Consider the following 22,060-nt stretch of genomic DNA (forward strand, 5'->3'; position numbering starts at 1 on the left):
TGGACGGCACGGTCGCCCCAGACCAGATCAGGCAGCCCCAGCGCATCTTATGCAACAAGTCGCCAGAAAATGGCGCGTCATTGGCATGTGAAGTTCCCCAGCGTCGCACCTGACGCGAAATCGGCCGGCAGTTCGACGCTCGCACGGCATGAGCGCTCGCCTATCGTCACCTGCAAGGCATTGGGCTTGCCGCGGGCCAGGCCGCTCACATACACCCGGCCGCGCCGCGCCACCGGAAAGTCCTCCTGGGCCTCGCCAATGCGTACCGTCGCGCCGGCCGGCACGGGCTGGCCGCTGGCCTCCATCAGCGTGAGTGTGGCCGAGAGCCTGCGCGCGACGCCCATGTCCACCAACACGCCCATCCGGCTGGCGATCTTGACCGACTTGCTGCTGGCGCCGAACGAGCCTTCCAGTGGAATGTCCTCAGCCTGGAAAGAAATGGCGCTGGGAAGGAACCCGGACAGCCGCGGGATGACGGCCACGCCCTGGTTGTCGGTCGCGCCGACCGGCTGGCCATTGCTGTAGACCCGCACGTCCGGAAAGTCCGCCACCTTGACGATCGCGAAGCCCTGGTCGAGGTAGCGCGACAGCCGCCATTCGCCGCTGGCCGCTGCCACGCCGCCGCGCACAAAGGCCCGAGTGGCCTGGGTTCCGAAGGATTCTGAAGCCTCGACGCCGAACTGGCCGAAGCCGGTCTGCAGGAAGGCGCCGAGCTCCACTCGCCGCGCCTCGGTCTGTTCGCCGGCCAGCACGCGGTAGCCGAAGCTGTCGGTCTCCAGCAGGTTGCGGCTGACTTCCAGCAGCACGTCGGGTTTGGCCGCGTCGCTGCGCCGCTCGACGGAGGCTGTGGCGAAGTCGCGGTCGCCCAAGGGCAGCGCCAGTGTGAGGGAAAACACCTTGTTCGCCGTCTGCGTGCCCCAGAACTTCGAGACATTCGCGCTGAGCGTGGACGAGCGCCATAGCGAGATGGTCCAGCCAAGGCTTGCGGAATTGAACTCGCCAGTCGTGTCTGTGCTGCGCAGCCACAGCGCGTTGAGCCATTGCCGCTCACCGACCCGCATGGAGCCCGAGAACTGGCGCACGGACAGGGTGCGGATCTGGCCGGGCTCGTAGGCGATGTCCACGTAATCGGGGCTGCGCTGCTCCGCCGCGGCACCCAGGCTCCAGTTGCGCTCGGTGCGCTGGAAGAACAGCTTGGCGAGCGCGCCGCTGCCCAGCCCGCTGCTGGCGGCCGCCGCCACGCCCACCAGGCCCAGCACGGGCACCGTGGCCTGGACCACACCGCCCAGATTGGCGCGGTCGGCCATGCCCTCGGCCCGCCCCTCGATGGTCAGGCGATCGGTCACGCCATAGCGGTGGGTGGCGACGGCGGCCCAGTCGCGGTAGACATTGCTCTGGATGGCGTAGTCGTGTCGCAGCAGGCCGACCTCGTAGGAGAAATCATGCAGGCCTTGCCGCAGCATCGAGTCGTAGCGCACATAGGGCACGATCGCGGTCGATTCCTGGCCGAACACGTCGCGCACCACCACCCGCACATTGCCGGCGCCCACGGGCACGGGCAGGTTGGACACCGAGAACGCACCGGGCTTGACCGGTGCCGAATAGGCCTTGGCGTTGCCGATGTAGACGTCGACCGTCGAAGGCACGGCGGCCGTGCCGGACACGTCCGCCGTGGGGTAGGTGATCAGCAGTGGCGTCGTGCCGAAATTGCGCTGGTACTGCAGGCCGCCGATGCGCATCGACGCGCCATAGCTGCCAGAGCGCGTGATGGTGTCACCCACCACCGTGCTGGTGACGCTGCGCGGGTCGTCACGCCGGAACGTGGTGTCCAGCCGGATGGTGCTCCGGCCGTTGTCGCCGCTGAAGAAGCTGGAGGTGAACAGGCCCAGGCGCGAGAACGCCCCGAGCTCCCAGTTGGCGCCCAGCGTCGACAGCCCTGCGCTGCGGTCCCAGCGCAGGTCGTAGTTGAGAAAGCCGCCCGGTGCATAGCTCACCGGGACGCTGTCTTCCACCGACAGCGACGCGTTGGTGCCGCCTAGCATCTCCAGCGGAAAGTCCAGGGCCAGGGTCAGCGCCGCGGCATCCAGCTTGTAGGGCAGGCTCAGGCTCTCGGCGCAGAACCAGCGCGCGCCGGAAAAATCCTGCAAGGCCAGCTGGCCCGGGGTAATGCCCCACTGCGCGACATCGGTCTCAGCGATGTACAGCGGGCCGGCGGGGCCCAGGAAGCGCACGGCAGCCACCTCGCGCTCCTGGCCATTGACGACGGGCTGGACCAAGAGCGCTGCCGCCGCGGAGGCTTGCGCTGCGCCGGCCTGGCATTGTGGGGTCTGCGCATGCGCGGCCAGCAACGGAGCGGCGAGGGCCGCCGCCGTCAACGCAGCCGGGTGTCGCACACGGCTTCAGCGTTTGACGTCGGTCGTGAAGGTGCCGCGGTCGGTGGTGACTTGCATCTTCAGTGGCCCGTCAGCCTGCATCTTCAGCGGCCAGCTCCTCGTCAGCGTGTTGCCCGCCAGCACATAGGCCGCCGACGGCACCTTGAGCAGTTCGCCGGCCTTGGGGGAAGTCACTGTCCATTCGCGCAGCTTGAGGTTGGCCTTGCCGGTGTTGCGGATCTGGACCTGGAGTTCGTCCTTCACCAGCAACACCGACAGCGCGGCCTCGCCCTTGAGGACGGGGCCGGCCGCCGGCGCGACGAAGACCGGGATCGCCATCGACACGATGGTCTTGAGCGAGTTGGCCTTGATCTCCTGCGCAGCGGGCACTTCGTCGATGAAGATGCGGTAGGCGTGCTCGGCGCCGTCCTGCCGCCGGTTGAGCTGGACGCGCACCACCTGCGACGCGCCCTTTTCCAGGCGGAAGGTCGCCGGCGCGAGCAGCAGTTCGTCGGTCTGCGTGTAGGTGTCGTCGTAGTTGGCCTGCGTCCAGCGGACCGCCCGCGCCTCGAAGGTCTTGGCCTCGTCGGTGTTGGTGACGCTCAACGAACTGGCGCGGTTGGGGCCCAGCTCAACGCGCAGCGGCACGATGGCGAAACCGCCCGCCTGCGCGGCGCAGCAAATCAGCAGGGACAGCCAGAGAAAAACGGTGCGCAGCATCAAGGCTCCTTAGTAGTAGATACGCACCGTGATGGTGTCGACGTACTCTTCCGACGGCACGGTCTGGGCGGCGGGGATGGTCCCGAAGACCGTGTGGTCCTGCGCCAGGCCCGTGCCCGTGCCCGTCACGGTGTCCGAGCCGGGCGTGTTACCCCAGACGGTGCTGCGCGCCGAGTCAGAATAAAGCTGGTAGTTCAGCACATTGGCCGCGGCCGACGCCAGCTTGCGCTGGGTGACGGTCGCGCCCGGTGAAGTGCCTTCGTTCAGACCGATCTGGTAACTGGTGTTGGGCGTGCAGGTCGCCCGCAGCAAGGTCGTGCCCTGGAGCGGGCTGGCGCCCTGGGCGCTGTAGACGCCGAAGTCAAGGTTGCTGGCGCTGATGTCGCACACCGCGTTCACGCGCGCCGAGACCCGGAAGCTGGTGTTGGCGGTGTTTTGCTGGGCATGGACATGGGTCCAGGGCAACAAGCCAAGCGTCAGAAGAACCGCCAGATGCCGTCTCATCATCTTCACCTCCAGCAAATGTTGCCAATTGTTCAGTTGCAGTATAGGGCCATGACCACGGGCAGTCCAAGCAAGAACTGGCCCTGGGCGATGGCCCTAACCCTGATGCCGGCAGGCGCTGCCAGCGCTGTCCGTCGCCCAAACGATCACCGCGGCATCGGCCATGCCGCTGAGGGGCCGAACTGATGTAGGCTTGCCGCCGGTTCCCAGCCTTTTGCCAGGACGCCAGGACGAAAGGAGCCCCCATGTTGCATCGCCTCATTCTTGTGTCGCTCGCCGCCTTGCTGGCGTCTTGCGCCAGCACACCAACCGTCAAGACCGACTTCGATCCCGCCGCCACCTTCAGCAGCTACAAAACCTATAGCTGGCTGAGCAAGCCCACGGGCGGCTCGCCACTGGCGCAGCAGCGCATCGTCGACGGCATCGACGCCAGGCTCAAGGCCAAGGGCTGGACGTTGTCGCCCAGCGGTGATGTCCGCATCGCTGCCAACGTCACCGCCCAGGAGAAGCAGGACTACACCACCTACTACAGCGGCATGGGCTACGGCATGGGCTGGCGCGGCTACGGTTACGGCGCCGGCCCCGGCATGGCCACCACATCGGTCTACACCTACGAGGTGGGCACCCTGGTGGTCGACATGTTCGACACCTCGACCAAGCGCGCCATCTGGCGCGGCCACGCCAGCGGTGTATTGCCCGACAACCCGGACAAGATGGCGGCGCTGCTGCAGGCATCGCTCGACCAGCTGTTTGCGGACTTCCCGCCCAAGCCCGCGGCGGCGAAGTGACTCTGAAGTGAGCTTGCGGCGGATCAGGGCCTGCTGGCGGCCGCTCAGGGTTTGCAAGGGCTGTGCCATTGGGTGAGCCGCACCATACTGTCCAGGTCCACTGAAAAGCGATGTTGACCCCCCTGCGCCAGCCGCCCCGCAAGCCCTCCGCGGGCTTCACCCTGATCGAGGTCATGGGTGTGGTCGCCATCGTGGCGGCCCTGGCTGTGGTGGCTGTGCCGGTGTACCGCGACTATGTGCAGCGGGCCCAACTCGCGCAGCTGCTCAGCCAGATCGACCAGATCGCCACCTCGGTGCAGGTCGAGGATGCCACCGGCGAGCGCAACCTGCAGCGCGATGCCAAGCCTGGGAAGGCCCCGCCCCAGTTGCAGGTCGTGGCGGACGCGGCGTTCAGCGAGCCGGGCGGCATCCGCCTGCTGCTGATCCGCGCGCCGGCCGGCTTCTTCGCCTCGTCGCCGCAAACTGCCCGCTACGGTCTGATCGCCGACCTGACGCCGCCGGCCGACGAAAGGCGCCTGCGTGAGCTGGCCCGGGCCTTGCCCTACAACGCCGGTGACAAGCTTTGGCTGGCGTCGGGCCAGCTGGCGTTTCCGCTGGTGGATGGGGCGGCTCCCGGCGCGGCAAGCGCCCGACCGGCGACGGGGTGGGAGGGCGCCGCCACGCTGGACGGGACCGGAGGCTGGACCTGCCAGGGCACGGTGTCGGTCTATGGTTCGGATGGCCAGCTGCTCACGGGCGTGAACGCCGGCGTGCGCATCCAGGTCACGCTCAGCGTCACCGGCTGGGACGGCAAACCCTTCGAGCGCAACTGGACCGACCAGGGCAATCTGGCCGGGGGCAAGGCCAGCTTCAGCTTGCGGGGCCTGAGCGCCCAGGCCGGCCGGGGTGAGGTTGTCACCGGCTGCAAGCTCGCCGTGAGCGAGGTTGTCTACTACTATCCGACCAATCCGCCGGTCCAGTGGGACGGCGGCAAGCCGACCCTGCAGATCAACAAGCCGCCCACGCCGTGATGCAGCAGCCCCCTGAGCGCGACCCCGACGGCCAGCCGCCAGCTGGCTGGGATGCCATCGTCCAACGCGCGCAGCGCGAGGCCGTGCGCGATGACGCGGGCCGGGAGGCGTTGCGCGCACCGGGGCCGGCGCCGCTGTGGCGCGCCTGGTGGCTGCATGGCGGCGCGGGGGCGCTGCTGATGCTGGCCGTGGGTCTGGTGGCGTGGCAGCACCTGCGGCCACTGCCGGCGCCCAGCGTCACGGACCTGGACCAGGGCCGGCGCGCGCTGCTCTCCCTGGTCAGCGCATCGCTGGCCGACCATGTCCGGCTGCACGGAGGCTACCCCGATAACCTGGGCTCGGCCCTGCCGCTGGACGTGAGCGTCGAGTACCGGCGCACGCCGGAAGGCTACGAGCTGTCGGTCCGCCTGAGCGACGGGCAGCTGCTTTTGACAAAGGCGCCGTGACCATGGCTTCCTCCTCTGCGTCCGCGCAGTCCCCGTCCGGGGACGGCGTGGCCTGGCTGGACCGCGTCATGCGGCGCATCCGGCCCGCCGATGCGGTCCTGCCGGTGCTGCCGCCGGCGCTGGAAGAGGCCTGGCACACCGTCGCCCTGACTTGTGGCCTGAGCTCGGCGCAGCTGGCCCAGGAAGTGGCGCGCCAGTCCGGCCTGCGCAGCGAGTCCCTGCCCGCGCTGCTCTCGCCGGAAGCGGTGGCGTGGCTGCGTGCGCCGGCCGCCCGCAACGTCTATGCGGTGCCTGTGCGCAAGGAAGAAGGCTATCTGGTGATCGCGGTCTGCAATCCCACCGTGCCCGACCTGCTGGAGCGCCTGCGCTTTGCCAGTGACATGCCGGTGGAGGTGGTGATCGCGCCGCCGGAAGACATCCGCCGCGCGCGCGACAGCCTGCTCGACGATATCGGCGGCGGCGTCGGCTCCGCCAGGAGTATTGCCGCGGCGGAAGGGACGCTTGGGCAGGGCCTGGGCGGCGGCGAGTTCCATGTGGAGGACCGCGGCTCCGATGCGCCGGTGGTGCGCCTGTGCGACATGATGCTGCGCCAGGCCATCTTGCACCAGGCCAGCGACATCCATGCCCAGCCGCTGGGCGCCAGCGGTCTGGTGCGCATGCGCGTGGACGGTCGGCTGCGCAAGGCGGGCCGCCTGCCGTTGGATGTGCTGCAGCGCCTGATCGCCCGCGTCAAGGCCGTGGCGGGCATGGACCCGACCGACCGCATGCATCCGCAGGATGGCCGCGCCCGCGCCTTCCTGGACAAGAAGATGCTGGACCTGCGCATTTCCACGCTGCCCGTCAGCGGCGGCGAGAAGCTGGTGATCCGCTTGCTGGGCGGCCACAGCGTGCTGCAACTGGACGACCTGGATCTGCCCGAGGTGGAGCGCCGGCAGGTCCAGCACCTGGTCGATGCCAGCATGGGCATGGTGCTGGTGGCCGGCCCCACGGGCTCGGGCAAGACCACGACGCTGTACAGCGTGCTCAATGCCAAGAATGATCCCGATCTGAGCATCGTCACGGTGGAGGACCCGGTCGAGATCCGCATGCCCATGCTGGCCCAGATCGAAGTCAATCCGCGCGCCGGCCTGGACTTCGTCAACGCCCTGCGTTCGGTCGTGCGGCAGGACCCCGACATCGTGCTGATCGGCGAGATCCGCGATGCTGAAACCGCCGGCATCGCCATGCAGGCCGCCATCACCGGCCACCTGGTGTTCGCGTCCATCCATGCCAACGATGCGGTCAGCGTGCTGCCCCGGCTGGGCAAGCTGGGTGTGGACACCAACCTGGCGGCCGAGGCGGTGCGCGGTGTGATCTCGCAGCGGCTGCTGCGCACCCTGTGCCCCAGGTGCGCAAGGCCGGCGCAGGCGCCCTGGACGCCCGCCGAAAGCTGGCTGATGGCCCATGCCGGCCTGCAGGGCAGCCTGCGCGCTGTCGGCTGCGGGGCCTGCGCCGGCAGCGGCTACAAGGGCCGGTGCAGCTTCATGCAGGTGCTCACGGTGACGCAGGAAGTCGCCGGCCTGCTCGACCACGGCGCGCCGCTGAGCGCGGTGCGCGCGCTGGCGCGCCAGCAGGGCATGCGCACGCTGGCCGAAAGCGCGCTGGACCGCGTGCGGCGCGGCCAGACTTCGGTCGAGGAGGTGTTGCGCGAGATGGGCACGGACTTCTGGCGTGACGCGGCCATGGCTTTCGGCACGCCCGCGCCGCAGGAGGCCATCCGCGCCAGCGGGCTGCCAGCGCCGGCCGAAGACCACGGCGCCGCGATGCTGATGGTGCGCGACGAGAAGTGGCGCAAAGTGTTGAGAGACTGGTTCCAGCAGCTGGGGTGGCGGATTGTGGAGGCAGCGACGGAGGACGAGGTGCGCGCCATCATGCAGGACGATGCCGACTTCGGCCTGGCCGTGATCGATCTCGAGCAGCTGCGCCCGGACCGCATGCGCGCGATGTTCGAGCTGCGCGCCAGCATGGGGGGCACCTTCTTGCCAGGGCTGTTTTTCGAGCACCCCGGCTACGAGGAATTCCATCTGTACATCCGGCAGCAAGCGCGCGTCCTGCTGGCCCCGCGACCGCACAGCATCACACAGCTGGGCCAGCAGATCGAGTATGCGCTGAGCAGCTGAGGCTTTGGCTACACTGTAAGCATGCATATCATCGTGTTGGGAACGGGCATCGTCGGCGCCTGCACGGCGGCCTGGTTGCAGCGCGACGGCCACCGCATTACCTTCGTCTCGCCGCTGCCGCCGGGCCAGGCCTGTTCCTTCGGCAATGCCGGCTCGCTCTCGCCCAGCGCCTGCCTGCCGGTGGGCATGCCAGGCATGTGGAAGCAGGTGCCAGGCTGGCTGCGCGACCCGGACGGCCCGCTGCGCATCCGCCCGCGTTATCTGCACAAGGTCCTGCCCTGGATGCTGCGCTTTCTGCGCGCCTCTTCGCGCGAGGAAGTGGTGCGCATCGCCGGCGCCCTGCGTGGCCTGCTGGCGCCCATCTTCGACAGCTACGACCCCTTGCTGGCCCATGCCAACGCGCAGCACCTGGTGCGCCGCACCGGCTGTCTCTACGTCTATGGATCGGACGCCTCGGCGGCGCGCTGGAAGTGGGGCATGGACCTGCGCCGCAATCTGGGCGTGGAACTGCAGGAGGTCAGCGGCGCCCAGTTGCAGGCGCTGGAGCCCGACCTGGCAGAACGCTTCGGCTACGCCCTGCTGGCGCCGGACAACGGCTCGACCACCGATCCTGAGGCCCTGGTGAAGGCCTTGCACGCGCAGTGCGTGGCCGACGGCGCCGACGACATCGCCGGCTTTGCCCTGGGCTTCGAGCAGCAGGGCGACCGCGTGACGGCGGTGCGCCTGGGCGATGGCCGCGCTCTGGAATGCGATGGCGTGGTGGTGGCCACCGGCGCCTGGTCCTCGCCGCTGGCCCACTCACTGGGCCTGGACGTGCCGCTGGAAACCCAGCGCGGCTACCACGTCACGGTGCAGAGCAACAACCTGGCGCTGCGGCACACGGTGATGGCGCCCGAGTACAACATGATGGTCAATCCCATGGCCATGGGCCTGCGGCTGGCCGGCAGCGTGGAGTTCGCCGGCCTGACGGCCAGCCCCGACTGGCGCCGCGCCGATGTGTTGCTGGACAAGGGTCGCGAGATATTCCCGCGCCTGGACATCTCACGCAGCACGCGCTGGATGGGCCACCGGCCCTGCCTGCCCGACAGCCTGCCGGTGATCGGCCGCGCGCCGCGCACCGCCAACGCCTGGCTGGCCTTCGGCCACGGCCATGTGGGCATGTGCGGCGGCGCCAGCACGGGCCGCGAGATCGCCCACCTGGTGGCCGGCCGCGCGCCGCAGGTGGACCTGCGGCCCTTCAGCCCCGAGCGCTTCTGAGGGTCTTGCAGTGAAGCGCGTCGCCCTGGTCTGCACGCAAGGCTTCGCCGATGTGTTGACGCTGGGCCGGCAAAACCGCGCCGATCCTTACGCGCGCCATGTGCCGCCGTCGCTGTGGATTTCGGCCGTGCCCGATGCGATGCGCTTCGAGGTGGCAGGCCGGATCGAAGCCGCCGGCCGCGAGGCGCAGCCGCTCGATTGCAGCGATCTCGTCGCGCAGTTGCAGGCCCTGCCGCAGCCGCCCGAGGCCATCGCGGTCTGCCTGTTGTTCGCCCACGCCAATCCGGCGCACGAGCTGCAGGTGCAGGCAAGCTTGCAGCAGGCCTTTCCCCATGCGCAGGTGCTGTGCTCGCACGCGGTCTTGCCGCAGTCCGGCGAGTTCGAGCGCAGCGTGGCCACGGTGCAGGCCGCGGGCGGTGCTCTGTCCGATGCAGGCGCTGTGCAGTCACAGCGCCTGCAAGACCTGTCCGCCACCTTGGAAGACCTGGCCGACCGCATGCAGGCCTGCCTGGTCGCCAACGCAGTTTCCTCGGTGGTGCGCGAGGCCATGGACTGCGCGGCCGCCGTCTTCCTGCCCGACGGCCGCATGCTGGCCCAGGCGCGCAGCCTGCCCTTGCTGCTGGGCAGCCTGGCGCCCGCTGTGGCTGGCCTGCTGGATGTGTTTGCGGCCAGCGCCATGCGGGAGGGCGACGGCTATTTGAGCAACGACCCCTGGAGCGGCGGCACCCACCTGCCGGACTTCGTGCTGCTGCGGCCTGTGCTGCTGCAAGGTCGCGTGCAGGTGCTGGTCGCGTGCATCCTGCACCACCAGGACGTGGGCGGCAGCACGCCCGGCTCGGTGCCCACCAACGCCACCTCCATCCACCAGGAGGGGCTGCGCATCCCCCCGGTGCAGCTGTATGCGGGCGGTGCATTGGACGCGCCGCTGTCGCAATTGCTGCGCGCCAACAGCCGCATGCCCGACAACCTGGCGGGCGACCTGCAAGCCCAGTGGCTGGCACTGGCACAGGGCGCGCAAGAGGTGCAGACCCTGGTCGCCACACAAGGAGCGCAGGCTTTTGCCGCGCAGTGCGAGGCCGCCATCGCCGCCAGCGAAGCAGCCGTGCGCGCTGCGCTGGTTGCCGCACCGGACGGCGACTACAGCTTCGACGATGCGCTCGATGGCGACGGCATCAGCGACGCGCCCGTGCGCATCGCCGTATGCTTGCGCAAGCGCGGCGCGCAGCTGGAGGTGGACCTGACGCAATGCGCGCCGCAGACCGCGGGGCCGGTGAACGCCTCACGCGGCGCGGTCTGGGCGGCGGTGAGCTACTTCGCCCGCATGCTGGCGCCACAGGCCGCCAGTAACCACGGCTGCACCGCGGCGCTGCAACTGCGCAGCACGCCCGGCACCGTGGTCGACCCGGCCTTTCCCGCCGCGGTCAATGCGCGCACCAACCTGGTCAAGCTGCTGGCCAATGCGCTGCTGGGCGCCTGGGCCCAGGCTAGTCCGCAGGCCTGCCCCGCACCCAACGCCGGTGTGGCCGTCGTGCTCTCGCTCAGCGGCAGCCGCAGCGACGGCGCACGCTGGATGTACACCGAGATCATTGCCTCGGCCGCCGGCGGCGCACCCTGGTCGGCCGGTGGCTCGGGCGTGTCCACCGACGTGGGCAATGCGCGCAGCACACCGGCCGAGGTGATCGAGGCGCAGGCGCCGCTGCGCATGGAGCGTGTCGCGCTGCGCCGCGGTTCCGGCGGCGCCGGCCGCCATGCGGGTGGCGATGGCGTGCTGCGTGCCTACCGCCTGCTCGAAGGCGAGGGCCTGGTGTCCTACCGCGGCGAACGCCACAGCACGCCGGCCCAGGGCGCGGCCGGTGGCCGCCCCGGCGCTTGCGGCAGCGCGCGCATCGAGCGCGCCGATGGCAGCGTGCAGCCACTGCCCGCCAAGGCCCGCGTCGCCTGGCGCGCCGGCGACCTGCTGGTCATCGAGACCGCCGGCGGCGGCGGCTGGGGTCAACCCGCTGCGCCCGGCGCGCAATTTGCGTGAGACTGCTTTTGTCTTCTTTCTTCGAGGCTGTCCCCATGAACCTGCATCGACGCCATCTTGCTTCTCTCTTGTCGGCCTGCCTGCTCGCGGCGCTGCCGCTGGCCGCCTTCGCCCAAGCTTTTCCTGCCAAGCCGATTCGCATCGTCGTGCCCTTCCCGCCGGGCGGCAGCACCGACTTGCTGGCGCGCCGCCTGGGCGAAAAGCTCGCCACGTCCATGGGCCAGCCTGTGGTGGTGGAGAACAAGCCCGGCGCCGGCGGCACCACCGGCGCCGACCATGTGGCCAAGTCGCCGGCCGACGGCTACACCCTGCTGATGGGCGTGACCGGCAGCAATGCGATTGCCGCCAGCCTCTATCCCAAGATGCCCTACGACACGCTCAAGGACTTCACGCCCGTCAGCCAGGTGGTGTCGGCGCCCCTGGTGCTGGCCGTCAACAGCGCCAGTCCCATCAAGACCGTCAAGGACTACCTGGCCGCCGCCAAGGCCAAGCCCATGGACTACGGCACGCCAGGCAACGGCACCTCCATGCATCTGACGGCCGAGATGTTCGACCTGGCCACCGGCGCCAAGCTCACGCACATCCCCTACAAGGGCAGCGCGCCCGCACTCAACGACATGCTGGGCGGCTCGCTGCAGTCCATGTTCGGCGACTTCCTGGTGCTGCTGCCGCAGATCAAGGCCGGCAAGGTGCGGCCCATCGCAGTGACGTCCGCGCGGCGCCATCCCATGCTGCCGGAGGTGCCCACCCTGGCCGAGAGCGGCGTGCCGGGGCTGGAGAAGTTCGAAGCGTCCTCCTGGCAGGGGCTGTTCGCCCCTGCCGGCCTGCCGCGCGAGGTGCTGGCCAAACTCAACGCCGAGACGGTCAAGGCGCTGGACAGCGCCGACATCAAGGAGTTCTTCGGCAGCCAGGGCTTCATCGTCGGCGGCAGCACGCCCGAGCAGTTCAGGGCCTTGATCGAGGCCGAGGTGCCCAAGTGGGGCCGCGTGATCAAGGCTGCCAATGTCAAGGTGGATTGAATGAAGGACGTCCAGGTCCTGGCCTTCGACATCTTCGGCACGGTGGTCGACTGGCACGGCAGCATCGTTCGCGAGATGCAGGCCTTGCATCCGCAGGTCGATGGTGATGCCTTCGCCATCGCCTGGCGCGCAGGCTACAAGCCGGCAATGGCGCGCGTGATGTCCGGCGAGCTCGGCTGGACACGGATCGACGATCTGCACCGCATCATCCTGGACCAGATCCTGCCGCAGTTCGGCCTGGAAGGCCTCCATGAGGAGCAGCGCGTGCACCTGAACAAGGTCTGGCACAGGCTGGCTCCCTGGCCCGACAGCGTGGAGGGCCTGACGCGCCTCAAGCGCAGGTACACGATCTGCAGTTTGTCCAACGGCAACATCGGCCTGCTGACCAACATGGCCAAGCGCGCCGGCCTGCCCTGGGATTGCGTGCTGTCGGCCGAGGTCTTCCGTGCCTACAAGCCCGACCCCGCCACCTACCTGGGCGTGGCCAGGGTCTTCGACCTCGCGCCCCAGGAAGTGGCCCTGGTCGCCGCCCACCACGACGACCTGGCCGGCGCCCGCGCCTGCGGCCTGCGCACGGCCTACATCGAAAGGCCGCTGGAGTTCGGCGCCACGCGCCCTAAGGATGTGGCGCCACGGCCGGAGAACTCGCTGCACTGCGCCAGCCTCACTGCGCTGGCGGACCAGTTGGGTCTGTAGTACCCGGCTGACAGGGGAAGGCGTCCTGCGCCGAATGCGGGCCTGTACATGCCCGCCCACCATGGCTGGACAGGAGGTGCCCCATGTGCCCGATCGATCCCAGCCCCCACTTCAGCCAGGTCTTGCAGCCGCCGCCTGACCATGAGTTCCCCCAGGCCAAGGTCCACGGCAAGCAGCCGCCCCAGCCCGACGTCGGCCAACGCCCCGCGCTGCCCATCGCGCCCGAAAAGATGGCGGTGGACGTGGAGGACGAGGATGAGGACCCCGTCATCGACAGCGGCCCCGGCATCGCCGATGGCCTGCATCCGCTGCGCAAGCAAAGGGGCTGAACGCATGGCGACCGACCCGAACATGCCGGCGCCCGAACCGCTGCCGCCGCTGTGTCCCGAGCCCGGTGGTCCTGGCGGGCCGCAGCCCGTCGTGCCGCCCACGGAAGACGGCCAGCTGCCCGAGCCGCCCATCCGGCTGCCCGGCCAGCCGGGTCCGCCCGAGCGCGTCCAGCGCTAGACGGCCGCAGTCACCACGATCTCCAGCCGCCACTGTTTGCCTGCCAGCGCGGCCTGCACCGTGGCGCGCGGCGGCGCGTTGCCCGGCGCCACCCAGGCATCCCAAGCCTGGTTCATGCCTTCGAAGTCGGCCAGGTCGGCCAGGAAGATCTGGGCCATGAGGATGCGGCTCTTGTCGCTGCCGGCGCGTGCCAGCAAGGCATCGATGGCGGCGAGCACCTGGCGTGTCTGGCCCTGGATGTCCAGGCTGCCATCCTCGGGAATCTGGCCGGCGAGGTAGGCCGTGCCGTTGTGGATGGCCATTTCGGACAGGCGCGCTCCGACGTCGAATCTCTGCATGGTGCTGGTTCCTTGTTCAATGGCGAGGATAACGCCCGTGCCGGCAGGCAGATGATGGCCGTCATCCACCCAGAAGGCTCACGTTGCCGCCTGCAGCCGTGGTGTTGATGGTCAGCGTCTGTTCCGCGCAGAAGCGAACAAGGTAGTTGGGACCGCCGGCCTTGGGGCCGGTGCCCGACAGGCCTTCGCCGCCAAAGGGCTGGACGCCGACCACCGCACCGATGATGTTGCGATTGACGTAGACATTGCCCACATGGGCTTGTGCCGCCAGGGTCTGGGCACGGCTGTCGATGCGGGTCTGGATGCCCAGCGTGAGGCCATAGCCCAGCGCGTTGACCTGGGCGATCACGGCCTGCGGATCGCCCGACCAGCGCAGCACGTGCAGCACCGGGCCGAAGATCTCGCGGCGGATCTCGGCGATGGAGGCGAGCTCGAACATCTGCGGCGGGATCAGGTTCTTGTCATCCCGGGTCTGACCCGCGATCCAGTCCTTGGCGCTCGCCCGCAACCGCTGCACCTCCTTGTCTATGCCCTCGAAGGCGTCTTTGTCGATCACCGGCCCGACGTCGGTGGCCAGCAGGGCCGGATCGCCGCTTGCAAGTTCCTGCGCCGCACCACGCACCATCTCGATCACGCTGTCGGCGATGCCCTCGTGCGCGCACAGCAGACGCAGCGCCGAGCAGCGCTGGCCGGCCGAGCGGAAGGCGCTTTGCACCACGGCGTCGGCCACCTGCTCTGGCAGGGCACTGGAGTCCACCAGCATGGCGTTGATGCCACCGGTCTCGGCGATCAGCGGCACGATGGGACCATCCTTGGCCGCCAGGGCGCGGTGGATGGTTTTGGCGACCTGGGTCGAGCCGGTGAAGACCACGCCGGCCACGCCCGGCTGGGCCACCAGTGCGGCGCCCACGGTCTCGCCCGGGCCATGCAGCAGCTGCAAGGCATCGGCGGGCACGCCGGCCTCGTGCAGCAGGCGCACGGCTTCCCGCGCGATGGCTGGTGTCTGTTCCGCCGGCTTGGCCAGCACCGTGTTGCCGGTGGCCAGGGCGGCGGCGACCTGGCCGGTGAAGATGGCCAGCGGAAAGTTCCAGGGGCTGATGCAGACCCAGGGGCCGCGGGCCGTCAGCCGCAGGACGTTACTTTCGCCTGTGGGACCGGGCAGAGTGAGAGGCTGCATCACGCGCTCGGCCTCGTTGGCGTAGTAGCGCAGGAAGTCCACCGCCTCGCGCAGCTCCGACACCGTGTCACCCCAGGTCTTGAAAGCCTCCTTGACCAGCAGGGCACACAGGCGCGGCGTCTGCGCCTCCATGGCATCGGCGGCGCGGCGCAGCATCGCAGCGCGTTCTTGCACGGGTGTGGATGCCCAGGAGGGGAAGGCGGCCAGCGCACGCTGCAAGGCGGGCAGGGCCTGCGCTGCATCGTCCTCGGGCACGGTCGGCACCGCCGTCGATGCGTGCGCGGCCAGCAGCGGCGCGCGCATGCTCTCGACCGTCAGGTCCAGGCCCCGGCTGTTGCGGCGCGCCGGACCATAGAGATCGGGCGGCAGGGGCAGCGCGGACACCGGCTCCAGCCGCAAGGGAGAAGCCAGTAGGGAGTCCATGCCCACCGATTCGTCGGCCAGCTGGTGCACGAAGGAGGAGTTGGCGCCGTTCTCCAGCAGCCTGCGCACCAGGTAGGCCAGCAGGTCGCGGTGCTGGCCCACGGGCGCATAGACACGGCAGCGCACGGCGCTGTGGGCCAGCACCTCGCGGTAGACACCTTCGCCCATGCCGTGCAGGCGTTGCAGTTCAAATGCCGCTCCAGTCCGGGATGCCATCTGCACGATGGCAGCGATGGTGCCGGCGTTGTGGGTGGCGAACTGCGGGTAGATGACATCACCGGCTTGCAGCAGGGCGTTGGCGCAGGCCAGGTAGGAGATGTCGGTGTGCTGCTTGTGCGTGAACACCGGGTAGTGCGGCAGGCCCAGCTCCTGCGCGCGCTTGATCTCAGCGTCCCAGTACGCGCCCTTGACCAGGCGGCACATCAAGCGCAGGCCCAGCCGGCGGGCGACGGCGGCGACGTGGGCCACAAGCTCCAGCGCGCGCGTCTGGTAGGCCTGCAGCGCCAGGCCAAAGCCCGGCCACAGCGGAAACTCCCGCGCCACGCGCACGGCCAGGGCCTCGAAGACATCCAGCGAGAGCTCGAGCCGGTCGACCTCCTCGGCGTCGATGGTGAGGTTGATGTTGGCGCGGGCCGCCAGCGCGCACAGCGTCCAGGCGCGCGGCACCAGTTCGGCCAGCACCCGTTCACGCTGGCCATCCTCGTAGCGCGGATGGAGCGCGCTCAATTTGATGGAAATCCCGTCGTTCTCGGCTGTAGCTCCCGTCAAATGGACTTGAGATGCTATGGATTCAATAGCGTTCTGGTAGCTGGCCAGGTAGCGCAGCGCATCCGCGTCGGTGCGCGCTCCTTCGCCCAGCATGTCGTAAGAGAAGCTCAATCGGGCTTGGTTGCGGCGTGCGCCCCCGGCCTCGTCCATGGCTTCGTTGATGTCCTGCCCCAGCACGAACTGGCGGCCCAGCAGCTGTACGGCACGCAAGGTCGCGGCAACGACGGTGCGCGCGCCCAGGCGGGCGAACAGGCCCGGCGTCTGTTCGGCCTCTGGCAGGAATTTTTTCGACAGGCCGATGGCGGCATTCGACAAACGGGCCAGGGCACCGTCGGCGGCGCCGCCGAAGTCGGCGCGTCCCAGTTGGTCCGCGGTCAGGGCAATGGCGGTGTCGGCATCGGGCACGCGCAGCAAGGCCTCGGCCAGGCGCATCAGGGCCAGGCCTTCGTTGCTGGAGATGGGGTATTCCTTGAGCAGGCTTTCCATGGCCCAGAAGGGCGGCGGCTTGTCGCGAACGGCCTGGACCCAGGGCGCGGCATCGCGCGCAGCGGCGTCCCAGGACAGGGCATTGGAGAGGGAGGCGAGCCTGTGCCGGACGACATCGGTCTCGGCGCGGTAGGGGAAGGGAAGATGGGGCATGGCGTGATGCTCGCTTGATCCATGCTGAATAAAGCTCTAAATTCCGGAAATCTACAGAGCAAATCACTAGCGATGACCGAAGAAATTGCCGATCTGGATCGCATCGACCTGAAAATCCTGAATGTCCTGCAGCACGATGGCCGCCTGTCCAACCTCAAGCTGGCTGAGGCCGTGGCCCTGTCGCCGACGGCCGTGCTGGCCCGGGTGCAGCGCCTGACCCGCGACGGCTACATCCTGGGCTACGAGGCACGGCTCAATCCGCTCAAGCTGGGCGGCGCCATGCTGGTGTTTGTCGAGGTGCTGCTGGACCGCACCACGCCCAATGTCTTCGAGGCCTTCAAGGCCGCGGTCCAGGTGCACAACGAGATCATGGAGTGCCACATGGTGGCCGGCGGCTTCGATTACCTGCTCAAGACCCGCATGGCCGACATGCAGGCCTACCGCGACTTTGCCGGCACCGTGCTGTGGCAGCTGCCCGGCGTGCGCGAGACCCGCACCTATGCCGTGATGGAGGAGGTCAAGAACACGACGCGGCTGGCATTGGGCGTTTGAGCGCACAGATGCGGGCAGGGCCCGATGCCGCCGGCACAGGCTGCCGTTAGCATCGGGCCCTGCCTTTTTCTTTGCCACGGCCCGCATGACCTACCTTCTCGCGCTCGACCAGGGGACCTCCAGCTCACGCAGCATCGTCTTCGATCCGCAAGGCCGCATCGTCGCCCTGGCCCAGCAGGAACTGCCGCAGATCTATCCCCAGCCGGGCTGGGTCGAGCACGACCCGATGGAGATCTGGCGCACCCAGCTGGCGACGGCGCGCGAGGCCCTGGCCAAGGCGAACCTCAAGGCCGGCGACATCAAGGCGCTGGGCATCACCAACCAGCGCGAGACCACCGTGCTGTGGAACCGCAAGACCGGCAAGCCGCTGCACCACGCCATCGTCTGGCAAGACAGGCGGGCTGAGCCCACCTGCGCCCAATTGCGCGAGGCTGGCCATGCCGGCCTGATCCAGGCCCGTACCGGCCTGCTGATCGACGCCTACTTCTCCGGCACCAAGCTCAAGTGGCTGCTGGACAAGGTGCCTGGTGCCCGCGCGCAGGCGCTGGCCGGCGAGCTGGCTTTCGGCACGGTGGACAGCTGGCTGCTGTGGCAACTGACCGGCGGCGCCCTGCATGCCACCGACGTCAGCAATGCTTCGCGCACCATGCTGTTCAACGTGCACAAGAACGACTGGGACCCCGAGCTGCTGGCGCTGCTGGACATCCCCATGGCCTTGATGCCCAAGGTGCTGCCGTCGAGTGCCTCCTACGGCCAGACCGCAGCGGGCCTGCTGGGCGGCGCCATCGCCATCGGCGGCGTGGCCGGCGACCAGCAAAGCGCGCTGTTTGGCCAGGCCTGCTTCAAGGCCGGCATGGCCAAGAACACTTACGGCACGGGCTGCTTCATGCTGATGCACACCGGCACGCAGTTCCAGACCTCGGCCAACGGCTTGCTGACCACCAGCGCCGCCCAGGTCTCGGCCCAGCCCGAGTTCGCCACCGAAGGCAGCGTCTTTGTCGGCGGCGCGGTGGTGCAGTGGCTGCGCGACGGCCTGCATGCGATCAAGGGCAGCGCCGAAGTGCAGTCGCTGGCGCAAAGCGTGCCTGACTCAGGCGGCGTGATGATGGTGCCGGCCTTCACGGGCCTGGGCGCGCCCTACTGGAAGCCGCAGGCGCGCGGCACCATCACCGGCCTGACGCGCGGCACCACGGTGGCCCACATCGCCCGCGCTGCGCTGGAGAGCATCGCTTACCAGAGCGCCGCCCTGCTGCTGGCCATGAGCCGCGACGCCGTGGCGGCGGGCGGCGCGCCGGTGGCTGAACTGCGGGTCGATGGCGGGGCATGCGTGAACGACCTGCTCATGCAGTTCCAGGCCGACCTGCTGGGCATCCCGGTGGTGCGGCCTGCCGTCACCGAAACCACGGCGCTGGGCGCGGCCTACCTGGCCGGCTTGTCAGCGGGCGTGTATGCCGGCACCGACGATCTGGCGGGGCTGTGGCAGGCCGAGCGCCGCTTCGTGCCCACGCTGGACCCGGCCCGTGCCGCGGTGCTGATGCAGCAATGGGAGCACGCCGTGCGCCAGGCCACCCTGGACTGATTTTTTCCAAGGAGCGATCCATGACCATGTACCGCCTGATTGCCGCTCTCGCGGCCCTGCTGTGCCTGCCCGCCGCGGCCCAGAACCTCAAGCCCGGCCTGTGGGAGCTGAGCAACAAGATGCAAAGCAGCAATCCGCAGATGGAGCAGGCCATGACGCAGATGAAGCAGCAGATGGCATCGATGTCGCCGGCCCAGCGCAAGCAGATGGAAGAGATGCTGGCCAAGCAGGGCATGCAAATGGGCAGCGCCGGGCCCGGTGCCATGAGCGTCAAGGTCTGCATGACCAAGGAGATGCTCGAACGCAACGGCGTGCCGGCCCAGCAGCAAGGCAGCTGCAAGACCACGGCCCATCCGCGTGTGGGCAACACCCAGAAAATCAGCTTCAGCTGCACTGACCCGCAGGCCAGTGGCGAAGGTCTCTACACCTTCACCAGTCCCGAGGCCTACAGCGGCCGCACGGTGATGACCAGCACCCGCCAGGGCAAGGCAGAGACCATCACCATGGACGGCGCCGGCAAGTGGCTGTCGGCCGACTGCGGTGCCATCCAGCCCGTGCAGCCGGCTGCAACAAAAAAGTAACAAATTGATCTCAGGGTGCCGACTTCGGCGCCCTGGCCTGGGGGCCGCCTAGCGGGCGCGGCTGCCGAAGATCGCCGAGCCCACGCGCACCATGGTGCTGCCTGCCCGCACCGCGGCCTCCAGGTCGGCCGACATGCCGATCGACAAGGTGTCCAGCGGCTGCGCCAGCAGGCCCGAGCGGTTGATCTGGTCGAACAGGGCGCGGCTGGCCCGGTGGACGGCCAGGGCCTCGTCGGCGCTGGCCGGTTCGGGGATGGCCATCAGGCCGCGCAGCTGCAGGCGGGGCAGGGCAGCGACCTGCTGGGCCAGCGCCGCCGCCTCTTGCGGCACAACGCCGGCCTTGTTGGCGCCGCCGTCGATGTTGACCTGGATGCACACCTGCAGCGGCGCAAGCGCGGGCGGCCGCTGGTCCGACAGGCGCTGGGCGGTCTTGAGCCTGTCCACGGTATGGACCCAATCGAAATGCGTGGCCACCAGGCGCGTCTTGTTGCTTTGCACCGGGCCGATGCAATGCCATTGCAGCGGCAGGTCGGCCAGCAGCGCCATCTTTTCGACCGCTTCCTGGATGTAGTTTTCGCCGAAGGCCGCCTGGCCCGCGGCATGGGCTTCGCGCACCGCTTGCGGGCCAAAGGTCTTGGACACCGCCAGCAGCGTGACTTCGTTCACCCGGCGTTGCGCATGTGCACAGGCTGCGGCGATCCGCTGGTGCACGTCCTGGAGGTTGGTGCCAATCGTGGTCATAATGAGCCGGCCACTTGGAGCAAGACAAAAAGAGGGAACTGTGGATATTACCCAGCTGCTGGCATTTAGCGTCAAGAACAAGGCCTCCGACCTGCACCTGTCGGCCGGCCTGCCGCCGATGATCCGCGTGCACGGCGACGTGCGACGCATCAATGTCGATGCGCTGGACCACAAGCAGGTCCACGCCATGGTGTACGACATCATGAACGACACCCAGCGCAAGAACTACGAAGAGTTCCTGGAAGTGGACTTCTCGTTCGAGATCGAAGGCCTGGCGCGCTTCCGGGTCAACGCCTTCAACCAGCAGCGCGGCGCCGGCGCGGTCTTCCGGACCATCCCCTCCAAGATCCTGACGCTAGAGCAGCTCAACGCGCCCAAGATCTTCGGCGACCTGGCCCTCAAGCCGCGCGGCATGGTGCTGGTGACCGGCCCGACCGGCTCGGGCAAGTCGACCACGCTGGCGGCGATGGTCAACTTCCTGAACGAAACCGAGTACGGCCACATCCTGACGGTGGAAGACCCGATCGAGTTCGTCCACGAGTCCAAGAAGTGCCTGATCAACCAGCGCGAGGTTGGCAACATGACGCTGTCGTTCGCGGCGGCCCTGAAGTCCGCGCTGCGCGAAGACCCGGACGCCATCCTGGTGGGCGAAATGCGCGACCTGGAAACCATCCGCCTGGCCATGACGGCGGCGGAAACCGGCCACCTGGTGTTCGGCACGCTGCACACCTCGTCGGCGGCCAAGACCATCGACCGCATCATCGACGTCTTCCCGGCCGACGAAAAAGAAATGGTCCGCGCCATGCTGTCGGAGTCGCTGCAGGCGGTGATCTCGCAGACCCTGTGCAAGACCAAGGACGGCACCGGCCGCATCGCCGCGCACGAGATCATGCTGGGCACCAGCGCCATCCGCAACCTGATCCGCGAGGCCAAGGTGGCGCAGATGTACTCGGCCATCCAGACTGGCAACAGCTTCGGCATGCAGACCCTTGACCAGAACCTGTCGGACCTGGTCAAGCGCAACATGATCAGCCCGGCCGAAGCGCGCTCCAAGGCCAAGATTCCCGAAAACTTCCCCGGCTAGGACTCCGCATGAAAGGCGTACTGGATCTTCTGAGGCGCAAGCCCCACGCGGAGACCCCCGACACCCCCGACTCGCAGCTGTTCACGACGGCCTTTGCCGATCAGGGCGTCGACCTCTCGATGCTGGTTCCCTGGGAGGCGCGGGCCAACGAGATCGGCGCCAAGCGCGTCCCAGCCGCGCGCGGCGTCAAGCAGCTGCAGCAGCTGTGGGCCAAGGACAAGTACATGAGCCGGCTCGACCCGGCGGCGATCCAGCGGCTGGAGAAGTTCGTCGATTTCGCCCACGTGGAGGCCGACCGCGACATCATCCGCCAGGACGAGTACGGCAACTTCATGATCGTGTTGCTGACCGGCACCATCGCGGTGGACCGGGTCCAGCCCTGGGGCGAGAAGATGCGCCTGACCGAGGCGCGGCCCGGTGACATCCTGGGCGAGATGTCGCTGCTCGACAGCGGCAAGCGCTTCTCGCTGTGCGTCAGCCTGACGGAGTGCGAGATTGCGGTGCTCAGCGCCGAGGCGATGGACCAGATGATGGCTGCCGAGCCGCAGCTCGCTGCGGGGCTGGTGGCCCTGTTGGCGCGCAAGCTGTCGATGCGGCTGCGGGTGGTCGGCGCCCGCCTGTCGGACCGGCAGGACTGAGACGACAATAGCAGCAGACGCAAAAGCGAAGGACGG

Annotated in this window: 21 protein-coding genes; 15 read left to right on the plus strand and 6 right to left on the minus strand. The window is 68.7% G+C overall.

Annotated elements, in window-relative coordinates; genetic code table 11:
- Window positions 1-77: 77 nt before the first annotated feature.
- The 3 genes from Q0632_RS13935 to Q0632_RS13945 form a co-directional block, all read right to left on the minus strand.
- Complete coding sequence (locus Q0632_RS13935) at window positions 78-2,276, minus strand: fimbria/pilus outer membrane usher protein (RefSeq protein ID WP_298931019.1); 2,199 nt, start codon at window positions 2,274-2,276, stop codon at window positions 78-80.
- 123 nt (window positions 2,277-2,399) lie between these two features.
- Window positions 2,400-3,092, minus strand: a complete 693-nt coding sequence (locus tag Q0632_RS13940; protein ID WP_298931022.1) for a molecular chaperone — start codon at window positions 3,090-3,092, stop codon at window positions 2,400-2,402.
- 9 nt (window positions 3,093-3,101) lie between these two features.
- A complete protein-coding gene (locus Q0632_RS13945; RefSeq protein WP_298931025.1) occupies window positions 3,102-3,599 on the minus strand; it encodes a spore coat U domain-containing protein in 498 nt (165 codons plus the stop codon).
- A 242-nt stretch (window positions 3,600-3,841) separates the two neighbouring features.
- On the opposite strand from Q0632_RS13945, the gene Q0632_RS13950 reads away from it, so the two are divergent.
- The 10 genes from Q0632_RS13950 to Q0632_RS13995 all read left to right on the plus strand — a co-directional run bounded on the left by Q0632_RS13950 (window position 3,842) and on the right by Q0632_RS13995 (window position 13,504).
- Entirely contained in the window at window positions 3,842-4,384 is a 543-nt protein-coding gene (locus Q0632_RS13950) for a DUF4136 domain-containing protein (RefSeq protein WP_298931028.1), read from the plus strand.
- 110 nt (window positions 4,385-4,494) lie between these two features.
- Window positions 4,495-5,394, plus strand: coding sequence for a prepilin-type N-terminal cleavage/methylation domain-containing protein (locus Q0632_RS13955; protein ID WP_298931031.1), 900 nt, complete (start codon window positions 4,495-4,497; stop codon window positions 5,392-5,394).
- Entirely contained in the window at window positions 5,394-5,840 is a 447-nt protein-coding gene (locus tag Q0632_RS13960; protein ID WP_298931036.1) for a hypothetical protein, read from the plus strand. Before Q0632_RS13955 ends, Q0632_RS13960 begins: the two co-directional genes overlap by 1 nt.
- 2 nt (window positions 5,841-5,842) lie before the next feature.
- The gene (locus Q0632_RS13965) at window positions 5,843-7,999 is read left to right on the plus strand and encodes a GspE/PulE family protein (RefSeq protein WP_298931039.1); all 2,157 of its coding nucleotides are present in this window, start codon (window positions 5,843-5,845) and stop codon (window positions 7,997-7,999) included.
- A gap of 21 nt (window positions 8,000-8,020) precedes the next feature.
- On the plus strand, window positions 8,021-9,256 hold the full coding sequence (locus tag Q0632_RS13970; protein ID WP_298931042.1) for an FAD-binding oxidoreductase: 1,236 nt from the start codon (window positions 8,021-8,023) through the stop codon (window positions 9,254-9,256).
- 10 nt (window positions 9,257-9,266) lie between these two features.
- Window positions 9,267-11,282 carry a hydantoinase B/oxoprolinase family protein gene (locus tag Q0632_RS13975; protein WP_298931045.1) on the plus strand — a complete coding sequence of 672 codons (2,016 nt, stop codon included), beginning with the start codon at window positions 9,267-9,269 and terminating at the stop codon, window positions 11,280-11,282.
- Between the two features lie 35 nt (window positions 11,283-11,317).
- Window positions 11,318-12,301, plus strand: a complete 984-nt coding sequence (locus tag Q0632_RS13980; RefSeq protein WP_298931048.1) for a tripartite tricarboxylate transporter substrate binding protein — start codon at window positions 11,318-11,320, stop codon at window positions 12,299-12,301.
- Window positions 12,302-12,997, plus strand: a complete 696-nt coding sequence (locus Q0632_RS13985; RefSeq protein ID WP_298931050.1) for a haloacid dehalogenase type II — start codon at window positions 12,302-12,304, stop codon at window positions 12,995-12,997.
- 83 nt (window positions 12,998-13,080) lie between these two features.
- On the plus strand, window positions 13,081-13,326 hold the full coding sequence (locus Q0632_RS13990; RefSeq protein WP_298931052.1) for a hypothetical protein: 246 nt from the start codon (window positions 13,081-13,083) through the stop codon (window positions 13,324-13,326).
- A gap of 4 nt (window positions 13,327-13,330) precedes the next feature.
- Window positions 13,331-13,504 (plus strand): hypothetical protein, encoded by a 174-nt coding sequence (locus tag Q0632_RS13995; RefSeq protein WP_298931055.1) that lies wholly within the window; start codon window positions 13,331-13,333, stop codon window positions 13,502-13,504.
- On the opposite strand, the gene Q0632_RS14000 is transcribed toward Q0632_RS13995, so the two are convergent.
- Entirely contained in the window at window positions 13,501-13,842 is a 342-nt protein-coding gene (locus Q0632_RS14000; RefSeq protein ID WP_298931058.1) for a RidA family protein, read from the minus strand. The genes Q0632_RS13995 and Q0632_RS14000 overlap by 4 nt on opposite strands.
- A 61-nt stretch (window positions 13,843-13,903) precedes the next feature.
- Complete coding sequence (locus Q0632_RS14005) at window positions 13,904-16,849, minus strand: L-glutamate gamma-semialdehyde dehydrogenase (RefSeq protein WP_298931061.1); 2,946 nt, start codon at window positions 16,847-16,849, stop codon at window positions 13,904-13,906.
- Window positions 16,850-16,921: 72 nt separating this feature from the next.
- On the opposite strand from Q0632_RS14005, the gene Q0632_RS14010 reads away from it, so the two are divergent.
- The 3 genes from Q0632_RS14010 (at window position 16,922) to Q0632_RS14020 (ending at window position 19,561) form a co-directional block, all read left to right on the plus strand.
- The gene (locus Q0632_RS14010; protein ID WP_298931064.1) at window positions 16,922-17,401 is read left to right on the plus strand and encodes an Lrp/AsnC ligand binding domain-containing protein; all 480 of its coding nucleotides are present in this window, start codon (window positions 16,922-16,924) and stop codon (window positions 17,399-17,401) included.
- 85 nt (window positions 17,402-17,486) lie between these two features.
- Window positions 17,487-18,980, plus strand: a complete 1,494-nt coding sequence (glpK, locus tag Q0632_RS14015) for a glycerol kinase GlpK (protein WP_298931067.1) — start codon at window positions 17,487-17,489, stop codon at window positions 18,978-18,980.
- A 20-nt stretch (window positions 18,981-19,000) separates the two neighbouring features.
- On the plus strand, window positions 19,001-19,561 hold the full coding sequence (locus Q0632_RS14020) for a DUF3617 domain-containing protein (RefSeq protein ID WP_298931070.1): 561 nt from the start codon (window positions 19,001-19,003) through the stop codon (window positions 19,559-19,561).
- 48 nt (window positions 19,562-19,609) lie between these two features.
- Here the strand turns inward: Q0632_RS14020 and Q0632_RS14025 are convergent, their stop codons facing one another.
- A complete protein-coding gene (locus Q0632_RS14025) occupies window positions 19,610-20,302 on the minus strand; it encodes a YggS family pyridoxal phosphate-dependent enzyme (protein WP_298931073.1) in 693 nt (230 codons plus the stop codon).
- Between the two features lie 40 nt (window positions 20,303-20,342).
- Here Q0632_RS14025 and Q0632_RS14030 point away from each other — a divergent pair, with 40 nt between their 5' ends.
- Together Q0632_RS14030 and Q0632_RS14035 are read left to right on the plus strand one after the other, a co-directional pair.
- Entirely contained in the window at window positions 20,343-21,386 is a 1,044-nt protein-coding gene (locus Q0632_RS14030) for a type IV pilus twitching motility protein PilT (RefSeq protein ID WP_298931076.1), read from the plus strand.
- 8 nt (window positions 21,387-21,394) lie between these two features.
- Window positions 21,395-22,024: a cyclic nucleotide-binding domain-containing protein gene (locus tag Q0632_RS14035; RefSeq protein ID WP_298931078.1), complete on the plus strand. Its 630-nt coding sequence runs from the start codon at window positions 21,395-21,397 to the stop codon at window positions 22,022-22,024.
- Window positions 22,025-22,060 lie beyond the last annotated feature (36 nt).

It is taken from the genome of uncultured Ramlibacter sp. (genome assembly GCF_936925435.1).
GTDB lineage: Bacteria > Pseudomonadota > Gammaproteobacteria > Burkholderiales > Burkholderiaceae_C > Ramlibacter.

Bases quoted from the DNA above. Each gene is read 5' to 3' on its own strand.
- Q0632_RS13955 (WP_298931031.1), top strand. From the start codon at position 4,495: ATGTTGACCCCCCTGCGCCAGCCGCCCCGCAAGCCCTCCGCGGGCTTC.
- Q0632_RS13950 (WP_298931028.1), top strand. From the start codon at position 3,842: ATGTTGCATCGCCTCATTCTTGTGTCGCTCGCCGCCTTGCTGGCGTCT.
- Q0632_RS13990 (WP_298931052.1), top strand. From the start codon at position 13,081: ATGTGCCCGATCGATCCCAGCCCCCACTTCAGCCAGGTCTTGCAGCCG.
- Q0632_RS13985 (WP_298931050.1), top strand. From the start codon at position 12,302: ATGAAGGACGTCCAGGTCCTGGCCTTCGACATCTTCGGCACGGTGGTC.
- Q0632_RS14005 (WP_298931061.1), bottom strand. From the start codon at position 16,849: ATGCCCCATCTTCCCTTCCCCTACCGCGCCGAGACCGATGTCGTCCGG.
- Q0632_RS14035 (WP_298931078.1), top strand. From the start codon at position 21,395: ATGAAAGGCGTACTGGATCTTCTGAGGCGCAAGCCCCACGCGGAGACC.
- Q0632_RS13970 (WP_298931042.1), top strand. From the start codon at position 8,021: ATGCATATCATCGTGTTGGGAACGGGCATCGTCGGCGCCTGCACGGCG.
- Q0632_RS13980 (WP_298931048.1), top strand. From the start codon at position 11,318: ATGAACCTGCATCGACGCCATCTTGCTTCTCTCTTGTCGGCCTGCCTG.
- Q0632_RS13940 (WP_298931022.1), bottom strand. From the start codon at position 3,092: ATGCTGCGCACCGTTTTTCTCTGGCTGTCCCTGCTGATTTGCTGCGCC.
- Q0632_RS14020 (WP_298931070.1), top strand. From the start codon at position 19,001: ATGACCATGTACCGCCTGATTGCCGCTCTCGCGGCCCTGCTGTGCCTG.
- glpK (WP_298931067.1), top strand. From the start codon at position 17,487: ATGACCTACCTTCTCGCGCTCGACCAGGGGACCTCCAGCTCACGCAGC.
- Q0632_RS14000 (WP_298931058.1), bottom strand. From the start codon at position 13,842: ATGCAGAGATTCGACGTCGGAGCGCGCCTGTCCGAAATGGCCATCCAC.
- Q0632_RS14010 (WP_298931064.1), top strand. From the start codon at position 16,922: ATGACCGAAGAAATTGCCGATCTGGATCGCATCGACCTGAAAATCCTG.
- Q0632_RS13995 (WP_298931055.1), top strand. From the start codon at position 13,331: ATGGCGACCGACCCGAACATGCCGGCGCCCGAACCGCTGCCGCCGCTG.
- Q0632_RS13960 (WP_298931036.1), top strand. From the start codon at position 5,394: ATGCAGCAGCCCCCTGAGCGCGACCCCGACGGCCAGCCGCCAGCTGGC.
- Q0632_RS13945 (WP_298931025.1), bottom strand. From the start codon at position 3,599: ATGATGAGACGGCATCTGGCGGTTCTTCTGACGCTTGGCTTGTTGCCC.
- Q0632_RS13965 (WP_298931039.1), top strand. From the start codon at position 5,843: ATGGCTTCCTCCTCTGCGTCCGCGCAGTCCCCGTCCGGGGACGGCGTG.
- Q0632_RS14025 (WP_298931073.1), bottom strand. From the start codon at position 20,302: ATGACCACGATTGGCACCAACCTCCAGGACGTGCACCAGCGGATCGCC.